At 72.9% G+C, this 12,580-nt stretch carries 12 protein-coding genes; 2 read left to right on the forward strand and 10 right to left on the reverse strand.

Annotated elements, in window-relative coordinates; genetic code table 11:
* The first annotated feature begins 50 nt into the window (after positions 1-50).
* Positions 51-1,082: an LLM class flavin-dependent oxidoreductase gene (locus FB462_RS15570; RefSeq protein ID WP_373286879.1), complete on the forward strand. Its 1,032-nt coding sequence runs from the start codon at positions 51-53 to the stop codon at positions 1,080-1,082.
* Between the two features lies 1 nt (position 1,083).
* Here FB462_RS15570 and FB462_RS15575 read toward each other — a convergent pair whose 3' ends face one another.
* Entirely contained in the window at positions 1,084-1,560 is a 477-nt protein-coding gene (locus tag FB462_RS15575; RefSeq protein ID WP_141863389.1) for an ASCH domain-containing protein, read from the reverse strand.
* A 126-nt stretch (positions 1,561-1,686) separates the two neighbouring features.
* Between FB462_RS15575 and FB462_RS15580 the strand changes: the two genes are divergently transcribed.
* Positions 1,687-2,127 (forward strand): DUF2510 domain-containing protein, encoded by a 441-nt coding sequence (locus FB462_RS15580; protein WP_083520144.1) that lies wholly within the window; start codon positions 1,687-1,689, stop codon positions 2,125-2,127.
* Positions 2,128-2,296: 169 nt separating this feature from the next.
* On the opposite strand, the gene FB462_RS15585 is transcribed toward FB462_RS15580, so the two are convergent.
* From FB462_RS15585 to FB462_RS15625, 9 genes are all read right to left on the reverse strand, one after another.
* Positions 2,297-3,313 (reverse strand): site-specific tyrosine recombinase XerD, encoded by a 1,017-nt coding sequence (locus FB462_RS15585; protein ID WP_141862894.1) that lies wholly within the window; start codon positions 3,311-3,313, stop codon positions 2,297-2,299.
* A gap of 20 nt (positions 3,314-3,333) precedes the next feature.
* On the reverse strand, positions 3,334-3,915 hold the full coding sequence (locus FB462_RS15590; RefSeq protein ID WP_229666953.1) for an NUDIX domain-containing protein: 582 nt from the start codon (positions 3,913-3,915) through the stop codon (positions 3,334-3,336).
* A gap of 181 nt (positions 3,916-4,096) precedes the next feature.
* Entirely contained in the window at positions 4,097-5,818 is a 1,722-nt protein-coding gene (locus tag FB462_RS15595; protein WP_167510147.1) for a CTP synthase, read from the reverse strand.
* A 237-nt stretch (positions 5,819-6,055) separates the two neighbouring features.
* Positions 6,056-7,750, reverse strand: a complete 1,695-nt coding sequence (gene recN, locus FB462_RS15600; RefSeq protein ID WP_141862896.1) for a DNA repair protein RecN — start codon at positions 7,748-7,750, stop codon at positions 6,056-6,058.
* Positions 7,747-8,664, reverse strand: coding sequence for an NAD kinase (locus FB462_RS15605; RefSeq protein WP_141862898.1), 918 nt, complete (start codon positions 8,662-8,664; stop codon positions 7,747-7,749). Before FB462_RS15605 ends, recN begins: the two co-directional genes overlap by 4 nt.
* Positions 8,661-9,491 (reverse strand): TlyA family RNA methyltransferase, encoded by an 831-nt coding sequence (locus tag FB462_RS15610; RefSeq protein WP_141862900.1) that lies wholly within the window; start codon positions 9,489-9,491, stop codon positions 8,661-8,663. Before FB462_RS15610 ends, FB462_RS15605 begins: the two co-directional genes overlap by 4 nt.
* Entirely contained in the window at positions 9,484-9,876 is a 393-nt protein-coding gene (locus FB462_RS15615) for a hypothetical protein (RefSeq protein WP_141862902.1), read from the reverse strand. The genes FB462_RS15610 and FB462_RS15615 overlap by 8 nt, the downstream gene beginning before the upstream one ends.
* Before the next feature lie 10 nt (positions 9,877-9,886).
* Positions 9,887-10,864, reverse strand: coding sequence for an HAD-IIA family hydrolase (locus tag FB462_RS15620; protein ID WP_229666952.1), 978 nt, complete (start codon positions 10,862-10,864; stop codon positions 9,887-9,889).
* A gap of 28 nt (positions 10,865-10,892) precedes the next feature.
* Positions 10,893-11,642, reverse strand: a complete 750-nt coding sequence (locus FB462_RS15625; RefSeq protein ID WP_114851443.1) for a tetratricopeptide repeat protein — start codon at positions 11,640-11,642, stop codon at positions 10,893-10,895.
* Positions 11,643-12,580: the final 938 nt, after the last annotated feature.

The following is a 12,580-nucleotide window of genomic DNA, read 5'->3' on the forward strand; positions in this document are numbered from 1 at the left end:
CAAGGTAGTCGGGGCGGAATGGAGCCCGCGCACCATGCGTTCGCATCGGCATGACGAAGATCGGGTTCCTGTCCTTCGGGCACTGGCGCGACGTGCCGGGCTCGCGCGTGCGGAGCGGCCGCGAGGCGCTCGTGCAGGCGATCGACCTCGCCGTCGCCGCCGAGGAGGCCGGGGTGGACGGCGCGTACTTCCGCGTGCACCACTTCGCACCGCAGCAGGCTGCACCGTTCCCGCTCCTCGCCGCGATCGCCGCCCGGACCAGCCGCATCGAGATCGGCACCGGCGTGATCGACATGCGCTACGAGAACCCGCTCTACATGGCCGAGGAGGCGGCGGCGACCGACCTCATCGCCGGCGGCCGACTGCAGCTCGGCGTCTCGCGGGGGTCACCCGAGACCGCCCTGGCCGGGTACCAGCAGTTCGGCTACGTGCCCGAGGCACACGACACCAACGGCGGCGACATGGCGCGGGCCCACACCGACGTCTTCCGTCGCGCGATCGCCGGCGAGCCGATGGCGCACGCGAACCCGCAGATGACCGGTTCGGCCGGGTCGCTCGCGGTGTCCCCGTTGTCGGAGACCCTGCCGGAGCGCATCTGGTGGGGCGCCGGCACCCGGGCCACCGCCGAGTGGACCGCCGAGCAGGGGCTCAACCTGATGTCGTCGACGCTCCTCACCGAGGACACCGGCGTGCCGTTCGACCAGCTGCAGGCCGAGCAGATCGCCCGCTTCCGGTCGACCTGGGCCGAGATGGGCTGGGAGCGCGAACCGCGGGTGTCCGTGTCGCGGAGCATCATCCCGATCACCGACGACGAGTCGCGGCACTACTTCGGCGTCCGTGCGCAGGTCGAGGGGCAGGACCAGGTCGGCCACCTCGACGGCGGACTGGCCCGCTTCGGCCGCTCGTACATCGGCGAGCCGGAGCAGCTCGTCGCGGAGCTCGCGGCCGACGCGGCCGTCCGCGCCGCCGACACCGTGCTCGTGACGGTGCCGAACCAGCTCGGCGTCGACTTCAACGCCCGGCTGCTCGCGGCCACCCGCGCCGTGATGGACGAGGTCGACGCCGCGCTCGTCCCCGCCTAGGTCACGCCCCGGCGGGCGCTCCCGGCCACAGCAGACGGAAGCGCTCGCACAACACCGGCATGTCCGGCTCGAAGCCCCGCGGGTTCTCGGAGTGCTCGCGCCAGTACCGCTCGTGCACCGCGCGCCAGTGCTCGAGCGTCTGGTCGCCCTCGCCCTCGGCCCGGGCGTGCTCGGCGTCGACCTGGTCGAAGGGCACGACGGCGAGCGCCGTGGTCTCGATCACGGCGCGCGGCGCTCCGCGGCCGTCCAGGATCACGCTGAGCTCGCCGACCTCGGGCAGCGGGTCGCCCGTGGCCTCGTAGTCCCACATCGACGACGCCGTACCGTCCTTCGTCCCGCTGAGCACGAGCTCGAGCAGGCCGTCGGCGTGCTCGGGCGTCGCGCCGAACGCCCACGCCTCCGGCACGGTCTCGGGCAGGGAGGGTTCCTCGGCCCGTCGGGCGGCCCAGAAGTCGGTCAGCGTCTCGTCGGCGGTGATCACCCGCTGACCGTAGCGCACCCGCTGGTCCCCTTTCCTGCCGACACCCGCCTTGGGGCCGCGGCCGTGCCTCCCGAGCGCGTAGCGTCGAAGCGCACCGTCCACCGCACCCTCCAGGAGCACCCCGTGACACTGCCGGCCGCCGGCTGGTTCCCCGACCCGCAGGACGCGAACCGCCTGCGCTGGTGGGACGGGCACGCCTGGGGCACCGCAACGCACGCGATGCCGACGCGGACGGGGCCCGTCGTCCCGGTCGTCGTCGCACCGGTCGGCCCCTCGTTCTCCGTGCAGGGCGGCGCCCTGCGGACGGGCTCCTGGGCGTCGGGCAGCGCCGCGCCGCGGATCGGGCTCACCGCGTTCGTGGCCGTCGTGCTCGCGGTCGTGTCGGTGGCTTGGAACCCGTTCGGGGCCGTCAGCGTCGTCGCGATCGTCCTCGGCGTCGTCGGGGTCGTGCGACCAGGGGCCTCCGGCGCGCGCCGCGTGGTGGCACGGAGCGCTGCGGCGAGCGCCCTCGTGGTCGCGGTCGCGACAGCCGCCGTGGCCGTGGCCGCCCAGCTCGCGTCCTGACGCGCGGCCGGCGCCCGTCCCCCTCATCGCCCTCCTGACCCTCGTCGCCCATCCCCTCGATGGAGCAGAAGACGTCGGGTCCGCCCGGCGCACCCGACAGCTACTGCTCCATCAAACGACACCGAGACACCGCAACAGCACCACCACGCCGCGCCGCGCCGCGCCCGCCCTACCGCCGCGCCCGCGGGTGCGCCGTCTGGTACACGTCCCGCAGCATGTCGGCCGTCACCAGCGTGTAGATCTGCGTCGTCGCGACGCTCGCGTGCCCGAGCAGCTCCTGCACGACGCGGACGTCGGCCCCGCCCTCGAGCAGGTGCGTCGCGAACGAGTGCCGGAACGTGTGCGGCGACACGTGCTCGGCCAAGCCGGCGCGCTCCGCTGCTGCCTGGATGACGAGCCAGGCGCTCTGCCGGGACAGCCGGGCGCCCCGGGCACCGAGGAACAGCGCCGGCGTCGACGGCCCCCGCGCCGCGAACACCGGACGCGCCCGCACCAGGTAGGCCGCGACCGCGGCACGGGCGTAGCTCCCGAGCGGCACGATGCGCTGCTTGTTCCCCTTGCCCGTGACCTTCACGACCGCGACATCGTCGCCGGGCCCGGCGCCGGGCGCGCCTCCGCCGTCGTCGGGATCGGACAGCGTCGTGACGTCGTCCACCGACAGTCCCACGGCCTCGGAGATCCGCGCCCCCGTGGCGTACAGCAGCTCCAGGAGCGCCCGGTCCCGCAGCCCCACCGGGTCGTCGTCCGCGCCACCAGCCGCTTCGAGCAGCCGCTCGACGTCGTGCACCGAGATCGCCTTCGGCAGCCGGCTCGGCGCCTTCGGCGGACGGACCGCGGTGGCGGGGTCGAGCGGCACCCACCCCTCGGCGGCGGCGAACGCGGTGAACGACCGGACCGAGCTGAGCATCCGCGCGACCGAGCGCGGTGCGAGCGGCCCCTCCGGCCGGGTCGTCAGGTGCGCCACGAACCCGGCGACGTCGGCGCGTGCCAGCCGTCCGACGTCCGCCGTGGCCGACGCACCGCCGGCCCGGTCGGCGCTCTCGGAGCGGACCTCGGGCGTGGTCGCGAGCCACTCCGCGAACACGGTCAGATCGCGCCGGTAGGCCGACACCGTGTGCCGCGACAGCCCTCGCTCCACGGCGACGTGCCGCAGGTACGTGTCGACGGCGCGGTCGAGCGTGGTCATCCGGTCAGGCGCATCCGGTGTCAGGCGGAGCGCCGCGACCGTGCGTCGACCGCGAGCGTCGCGACGACCAGCGCCGAGTTCTGCAGGCGACCGGCCAGGATCGCCGCCACGAGTTCCTCGCGCGGGACCCACCGGGTGACGATGTCGGCTTCCTCGGCCTCGCGTTCGAACGCGCTGTCGGTGGCGCTGACGCCGCTCGCGCGGAAGATCTCGATGAACTCGTCGCTGCCGCCGGACGAAGTGTTGTACCGGATCAGCGGCTCCCAGTGCTCCGCCTGCAGGTCGGCCTCTTCGCCGAGCTCGCGCTTCGCCGCCTCGAGGTGGTCCTCCCCCTCGTGGTCGAGCAACCCCGCCGGCAGCTCCCAGTCGCGCAGGCCCACCGGGTGTCGGTACTGCTGGATGACGAGCACGCGACCCTCGTCGTCCTCCGCGAACACGGCGACGGCTCCGGTGTGGTCGATGTACTCCCGGACCATGTCCTGCCCGTGGTGGTCGACGGTGTCCCGGCGCACGTCCCAGACCATCCCCTCGTACACGACGGTCGAGTCGGTGACGGGGAACGAGGTCGGTTCGTCGGCGATGGGGGCGGCAGCGTCAGTCACGTCTGCCATCCAAGCACGCGGGTCCGACGGACCCGCACCGGTCCCGCCGGGCCGGGCCCAGAACGGACGGGAGACGCGGTGCCAGCTGGCACCGTCCTCCCTCGCAGGCTCGGTCGGCGCGCCCCGCGCAAGGCTTCGCCTTGCCTCTGAGCGGGGCGCGCCAGTCCGACCGTGGGTCGCGTTACGCGACGACCTCCGCCTGCTCGTCCGCCGGGTCGAACAGGCTCGACGCCTCGTGGCGCGCGATCGCCGCGTCGACCAGCCCCGCGAACAGCGGGTGGGCGTCCGTCGGCCGCGAGCGCAGCTCGGGGTGCGCCTGCGTCGCGATGTAGAACGGGTGCACGTCGCGGGGCAGCTCGACGTACTCGACGAGCGTGCCGTCGGGCGAGGTGCCCGAGAACACCAGGCCGGCGTCCGCGATCTGCTGACGGTAGGCGTTGTTCACCTCGTAGCGGTGACGGTGACGCTCCGACGCCTCGGACGCGCCGTACAGCTCCGCGGCGAGCGAGCCGTCGGAGAAGTGCGCCGGGTACAGGCCCAGACGCATAGTGCCGCCGAGGTCGCCACCGGCGATGATGTCCACCTGCTCCGCCATGGTCGCGATGACCGGCGTCGAGGTCTCCGGGTCGAACTCGGTGCTCGACGCGTCGGTCAGACCGGCCTCGTGGCGGGCGTACTCGATGACCATGCACTGCAGGCCGAGGCACAGGCCGAGCGTCGGGATGCCCTGCTCACGCGCGAAGCGGAGCGCGCCGAGCTTGCCCTCGATGCCGCGCACGCCGAACCCGCCGGGCACGCAGATGCCGTCGACGTCCCCGAGGTGCTTCGCAGCCCCCTCGGGCGTGGTGCAGTCGTCCGAGACGACCCACTTGAGCCGGACCTTGGCGCTGTGCGCGAAGCCGCCGGCGCGCAGGGCCTCGGTCACCGACAGGTAGGCGTCGGGGAGGTCGATGTACTTGCCGACGAGGGCGATCGTGACCTCCTTCTTCGGCTCGTGCACGGCGTCGAGGACGGGCTTCCACGCGGACCAGTCGACGTCGTGCGCGTCGAGCTTCAGCGCGTCGATGATCACCTGGTCGAGGCCCTGGTCGTGCAGCAGCGTCGGGAGGTCGTAGATCGACGGGACGTCGACGGCGTTCACCACGGCGTCCTCGTCCACGTCGCACATCAGCGCGATCTTGCGCTTGTTCGAGTCCGACACGGGGCGGTCGCTCCGGAGCACGAGCGCGTCCGGCTGGATGCCGATCGAGCGGAGCGCGGCGACGCTGTGCTGCGTCGGTTTGGTCTTCTGCTCGCCCGAGGCGCTCATGAACGGCACCAGCGAGACGTGCACGAAGAACACGTTGTTGCGGCCGAGCTCGTGGCGGACCTGGCGGGCCGACTCGATGAACGGCTGGGACTCGATGTCGCCGACCGTGCCGCCGACCTCGGTGATGATGACGTCGGGCTGCGGGTCGTTGTCGGCCTGCTCGCGCATCCGACGCTTGATCTCGTCGGTGATGTGCGGGATGACCTGGACCGTGTCGCCGAGGTACTCGCCGCGACGCTCCTTGGCGATGACCGTCGAGTAGACCTGGCCGGTCGTGACGTTCGCCGACTGCGACAGGTCGATGTCGAGGAAGCGCTCGTAGTGCCCGATGTCGAGGTCCGTCTCGGCGCCGTCGTCGGTCACGAAGACCTCGCCGTGCTGGAACGGGTTCATGGTGCCCGGGTCCACGTTGAGGTACGGGTCGAGCTTCTGCATGACGACCTTGAGGCCGCGCGCCGTGAGCAGGTTGCCGAGGCTGGCCGCCGTCAGGCCCTTGCCCAGGGACGAGACGACCCCGCCGGTCACGAAGATCTGCTTCGTCACCTTCGGGGTCGCGTTCGAAGAATTGGTTCCGCCGCTTGAAGTGTCCGCCACGGGGTTCCATCGTACGTCAGAACTGCCGGGAGGCGCGACCCGCGTTCGCCGCGGGCGTTGCGCCCGCCGCGTGGCCGGGTCCACGGCGGGTGGCCGGTCTGCCGTTCCGCGGGACGCAACGTCGGCGGCTCCTCGCAGCGGTACAGCGCTGCGAGGAGCCGCCGACGTTGCGTCGTGGAGACGGCGGTGTGGGACGGGCGCGAGGCGTGCCTCCGTGTCCGCGTCCGAGGCCGGGGACTACGCGCGCTGGCCGGCGACGTCGAGGAGTTCCCGCGCGTGCTCCATGCCGCTCGCGCTGTCGCCGAGCCCGGAGAGCAGCCGAGCCATCTCCTGCAGCCGTTCCTCGCCCTCGAGCCGTCGCACGCTCGACGAGGTCACCGCACCGCTGGCGTCCTTCACGACGTTCAGGTGGTTGTTCGCGAACGCGGCCACCTGCGCCAGGTGGGTGACGACGATGACCTGCGTGCGCTCTGCGAGCTTGGCGAGGCGCCGACCGATCTCGATCGCCGCGGCACCGCCGACGCCCGCGTCGACCTCGTCGAAGACGAACGTCGGGACCGTCGTGCTGCCGGCCATGACGACCTCGATCGCGAGCATCACGCGGGAGAGCTCACCACCGGAGGCGCCCTTGCCGATCGGCCGCGGGTCCGTGCCGGAGTGCGGCTGCAGCAGGATCGCGACCTGGTCGCGCCCGTGCCGGCGGTACTCGCCGCCGTCGGTGACCTCGACCACCAGTGTGGCACCGGCCATCGCGAGGGTCTTGAGCTCGGCGGTGACCCGCTTCGCGAGGTCAGCCGCCGCCTTCGCCCGCGCGGCCGTGAGGGTCGTCGCGGCCTGCTCCAGCGCCTGCTCGTCGTGTTCGACGGCCTGCTGCAGCGCGACGATGCGGTCGTCGTCGCCGTCGAGCTCGAGCAGCCGGTCGCTCGCCCGCTGCCCGTACGCGATGACGTCGTCGACGGTGTCGCCGTACTTGCGCGTGAGCCCCGCGAGGAGCGCCCGTCGTTCGTTGATGAGCTCGAGGTCGTGCCCGGCGTCCGGTTCGAGCGAACCGAGGTAGCTCGACAGGGATGCCGACGCCTCGGCCGCCTGGATGCCGAGCTCGGTGAGCTGCTCGAGCACCGGCTGCAGGGCCGCGTCGGAGCCGGCCACCCGCTCGATCGCGCGGCGGGCCGACTCGACCAGGCCGACGACGTCCGGGCTGTCGTCGAGGGACTCGCTCGACAGCGCCTCGTGCGCGAGACCGGCGGACAGCCGCAGGTCCTCGAGGTTCCCGAGGCGCTCGGCACGCTCGGCGAGTTCGGCGTCCTCGCCCGGCTGTGGGTCGGCGGCCTCGATCTCGGCCGAGGCCGCGCGGATCCGCTCGGCTTCGGCGACGCGGTCGTCCCGGTCCCGCACGAGGGTCTCGAGCTCGCCGGTGTGGGCCTGCCACGTGTCGTACGCCGCGACGTAGGCGTCGAGGGCGCGCTGCACGGCCCGACCGCCGAAGCCGTCGAGCGCGGCGCGCTGGGCGCTCGACGAGGTCAGGCGGATCTGGTCGGACTGCCCGTGCACCGTGACGAGCTGGTCGGCGAGTTCGCCGAGCACCGCGACCGGGGCGCTGCGGCCACCGACCGTGGCGCGGCTGCGGCCCTCCGCGGACACCGTGCGGGTGAGGATGAGCTCGCCGTCCTCGACGGTCCCGCCGGCGTCCTCGACGCGTTCGGCCACGGCGTCGTGCTCCGGCACGTGCCAACGCCCCTCGACCACGGCGCTCGGGGCACCGCGACGGACCGAGCCCGCGTCCGCACGCGCGCCGAGCAGGAGTCCGAGCGCGGTGACGATCATCGTCTTGCCCGCACCGGTCTCCCCCGTGACGACCGTGAAGCCCGGGCCGAGCTCGAGTGTGGTCTCACCGATCACGCCGAGGTCGGAGATGACGATCTCCTCGATCATGCGTCGTCCTCGGTCGCCGGCCCGCGCCACCCGGCGACGGGCAGTTGGAACTTCGCCACGAGGCGGTCGGTGAACGGGGCGTCCTTGAGCCGTGCGACGCGCACCGGGTCGGGCGAGCGACGGACCTCGACCCGGGCGCCCGGCGGCAGGTCGTGGGTGCGGCGGCCGTCGCACCAGAGCACACCGACGCCGCTCGTTCGGCGCAGGACCTCGACCGCGAGCACGCGGTCGGGGCCGACGACGATCGGCCGCGAGAACAGGGCGTGGGCACTGAGCGGCACCATCAGGAGCGCGTCGACGTCCGGCCAGACGACCGGGCCGCCGCCGGAGAACGAGTACGCGGTCGAACCGGTCGGGGTCGAGACGACCACCCCGTCGCAGCCGAACGAGGACAGCGGGCGGCCGTCGACCTCCGTCACGACCTCGAGCATGCGCTCGCGCGATGCCTTCTCGATGGTGGCCTCGTTGAGGGCCCAGGACGAGTACACGACCTCGTGCCCGACGACCACGTCGACCTGCAGGGTGACGCGTTCCTCGACCTTGTAGTCGCCGGACAACGCCCGCTCGACCGTGGCGCGCAGTCCGTCGCGCTCGCTCTCGGCCAGGAACCCGACGTGCCCGAGGTTGACGCCGACGATCGGCGCCCCCGTCCCACGGACGAGTTCGGCCGCACGGAGGATCGTGCCGTCCCCGCCGAGCACGATGACGATCTCGAGCTGGTCGGCCTGCACGTCGACGTTCAGGATGTCGACCTGCCCGACGGACGCCTCGGCGCGCCGGACGTCGGCGTACTCGTCGAAGGGCATCACCGGGACGAGCCCTGCCGCGTGGAGGAGGTCGCAGACCTCGACGGCGGCTTCGATGGAGTCCTGGCGACCCGTGTGGGAGACGAGCAGGATGTGCCGGTCGCTCATGCAGCCCCTTCGGTCAGTTCGATCGCCCGACCGATCCACGCTGTCGGGTTCCCCCATTCTGTCGGATCGCCACCGACACGACGCTGGAAGCGCGCGAGGTACTCGTGGTTCCCGTGCGTCCCGACGATGGGTGAGGCGGCGAGGCCGGTGGTTCCGAGGCCAGCGTCCCACGCCGACCAGAGGACGTTCATGAGCGCGTCGTTCCGCAGCCCGGCGTCCCGCACGATGCCCTCGCGGACACCGCCGCGGCCGACCTCGAACTGCGGCTTCACGAGCAGCACGAAGTCGTCAGCCGGCACCGCCTCGGCCAGCACGGGGAGCACCAGCCGAAGTGAGATGAAGGACAGGTCCCCCACGACCAGGCTCGTGTCGGCGGCTTCGGGGTCGAGTGCCGCGTAGTCCTCGGCGGTGAGTTCCCGCGCGTTCGTCCCCTCCACCACGCGTACGCGCTCGTCGAGGGCCAGGACCGGGTCGAGCTGCCCGTGTCCGACGTCGAGCGCCACGACACGGCGGGCGCCCCGGTGCAGGAGGACCTGCGTGAAGCCGCCCGTGCTCGCGCCGACGTCGAGCACGACCCGGTCAGCGGGGTCGACGGCGAACTCGTCGAGCGCGCGGACGAGCTTGAGGGCCGCACGCGAGACCCACTCGTCCTCGGTGTCCACCACGATCTCCGCGTCCGGGTCGGCCGGCGTGGAGGGCTTCACGACCGCGGCGCCCGCCACCGTCACCCGTCCGGCCTGGATGAGCTTCGCAGCCGCCGTCCGGGAGCGCGCCAGACCGCGGGCTGCCAGGAGTGCGTCGAGCCGGACCGGAGCGGTCTCAGGCACGCGGCACCTGCTGCCCGCTCTCGAGCCGGGTGCGGAGTTCGTCGTGCATGGCCGCGAAGGCGTCAGCACGTTCCTCGAGCGGCAGCGACTCTGCCCGGGCCGTCCGCGCCGCGACGTCGTCCGGCTCGGCACCCTGCTGTGCGGTGCCCGGTTCCTGAGCACTGCCCGGTCCCTGAGCACTGCCCGGTCCCTGAGCACTGCCCGGTCCCTGAGCACTGCCCGGTCCCTGAGCACTGCCCGGTCCCTGAGCGGTGCCCGGTTCGTGCGCGCTGCCCGGTTCCGCGCCGTGCCGGGCGGGGCCCGGCTTCGGCATCGCTTGGGCGGCACCCGGCACCGGGATCGGCTGGGCGGTGCCCGGCTCGGGTCCCGGCTCGTGGTTCGACACGTCGGTCAGGCTACTCGCCGCCGTACAGCTTCGGATCCACGTCGAGGCCGTAGATGGCCAGTCCGGACTCCCAGATCAGTGCGGCACCGGCACGCAGTCGATCGATGGCGGTCCCACCGTCGAGGACACGGACCCGGTGCCCGTGCATGGCCACCGTCGCGTCGCCGACCGTCACGTACCGGGTGCCGTCGGCGTCCTCGCGCCGGAGCGTCACCGGGTAGGGCTCCGACAGTCCGCGGAGGTCCTCGAGCAGGAACGTCGGCCGCGACCGGACGTCCGCCGCGAGCACCTGCTTCGCCTGGTCGATGCCGGTCAGGACGAGCACGCTCGAGATGCCGGCGTCGTTCGCGCCCTTGATGTCGGTGTCGAGCCGGTCCCCGACGAACAGCGGGTGCTCCCCGCCGAAGCGGGCCAGGGCAGCGTCGAAGATCGGGCGCTCGGGCTTCCCCGCCACGACCGGCATCCGACCGACGGCCTGGTGCACGGCGGACACGAGCGTGCCGTTGCCGGGCGCGATCCCGCGCTCGACCGGGATCGACCAGTCCATGTTCGTCGCGACCCACGGCACGTCGGGGTCAGCGAGCGCGAAGGCGGCTTCGGCCAGGTGCGTCCAGCCGAGGTCCGGCGAGAACCCCTGGATGACCGCGGCCGGCGCGTCCTCGGCGCTCGACGTCACCGTGAAGCCGGCGGCCTCGACGATGCTCGTCAGACCGAGCCCGCCGGTCACGAGGACCGTCGACCCGGCCGGCACGAGCGTCTCGAGCAGTCGGACGCCAGCCTGCGACGAGGTGACGACGTCGTCGGCACCGACCACGAGCCCGAAGCGCTCGAGGTGCTCCGCCACGTCGACCGGGCGACGGGACGCGTTGTTCGTGATGTAGCCGACGCGTGCCGAGAGCGACGCCCGCGTCAGGGCCTCCACCGCGTGCGGGATCGCGTTGCGTCCGCGGTAGACCACGCCGTCGAGGTCGGTGAGGACGACGTCCACACCGTCCGTCGGCGGCGTCGGCCGTGCCTCAGTCGGCTGCGGATCCCTCGACGTCGCGGGGGTTGTCGTCGTCGATCTCGCCGAGCTCGTCGTCGGGATCGTCGAGCTCGGCGGTGTCGCCGCCGAGCTGGTCGGCGTCGTCACGCTCGTCGGTGTCGTCCCCGAGCTGCTCGGTGTCGTCGATCCCGCCGGCGCCGTGCTCGTCGTGTCCTTCGACTTCTTCCTCGACCACATCAACCGTCTCCCATGCGTTGTCGTCGGCCGCTTCCTCGAGCGCAGCGGCGGCGCGGTCGACCCGCGCCCACCACTCGTCGGCCTCGTCCTGGCGGCCGAGCTCCTCGAGCGTGGCCGCGTAAGCACTGTAGAGCGCCGGTGACCAGCTGTAGGCCGTGCTCGGGTCGAGCTGTGGAATCTCCAGCTCGCCGAGCGCGGCTGTGGGGTTCCCGAGGTCGAGTCGTGCACCCGACATCGCGATCGCGAGCTCCACCTGCACCGGCGTCTCCAGTGCTGCGCGGTCCACCGAACGCCCGAGTTCGAGCGCGCGCTCCGGACGGCCGAGTCCCCGCTCGCAGTCAACCATCATCGGCAGCTGGTCGTTCCGCCCCGAGATCCGACGGTAGGTCCGCAGCTCACGGAGGGCCGTCGCGAAGTCACCGGTCCGGTAGGCCGTGATCGCAGCGGTCTCGCGGACGACCGCGACACGTCCGGCTCGACGTGCGGCACTCAGCGCGTGGAGGTTGGCCGTCTCCGGGTCCTCGTCCACGAGCAGCGCCGCCATGACGAGGTGCTTCGCGACCCACTCGGCGTTGTCCTTGCTGAGCGTCTTGAGCTCGGCACGCGCCGCGGGGTCGAGGTCGCGTGCACTGACGCTCTCGTCGATCTCCGGGTCGTCGTGCCGCGGGCGGATCGAACGCGTGCCGTACGGGTCGCGGTCTTCCCAGTCGTCACGGGCGGCCTCGCCGAACCTGGCGCCGGCGTGACGGCTGCCGTCCCCGAAGCGCGGACGGTCGCCGCCGCGGTCGTCGCGACGGGGGCGGTCGTCGCCACCACGGAACGAGCGGTCGCCATCGCGCTGCGGACGACGGTCGTCACCACCACGGAACGGCCGGTCGCCATCGCGCTGCGGACGACGGTCGTCACCACCACGGAACGGCCGGTCGCCATCGCGCTGCAGACGACGATCATCGCCACCACGGAACGGCCGGTCGCCATCGCGCTGCGGACGACGATCATCGCCAGCACGGAACGGCCGGTCACCACCACGGAACGCACGGTCGCCATCACGCTGCGGGCGACGATCATCACCACCGTGGAACGGCCGACGCTCACCGTCACGCTGCGGACGACGCTCATCACCTCCACGGAACGGACGGTGACCATCACGCTGCGGACGACGGTCATCGTTCCCCCGGAACGGCCGGTCACCACCACGGAACGCACGGTCGCCATCACGCTGCGGGCGACGATCGTCACCCCCGCGGAACGGCCGACGCTCACCGTCTCGCTGCGGACGACGGTCATCCCCGCCGCGGAACGGACGGTCGCCATCCCGGCGCGGTCGGTCGGTGCGGTCGCCGCGGTCGGCGCCACGGGGCCCGTCCCCACGGGGCGGACGCGCCCCGTCACGCTCGCCGCGCCACGCGGGGCGCCGCCCACCGTCCCGGACCGAACGGTCGCCGTCGCGGAAGGACCGACCGCCCGAGCCGCCGGCCGGAC

The organism is Curtobacterium citreum, from assembly GCF_006715175.1.
GTDB classification, from domain to species: domain Bacteria; phylum Actinomycetota; class Actinomycetes; order Actinomycetales; family Microbacteriaceae; genus Curtobacterium; species Curtobacterium citreum.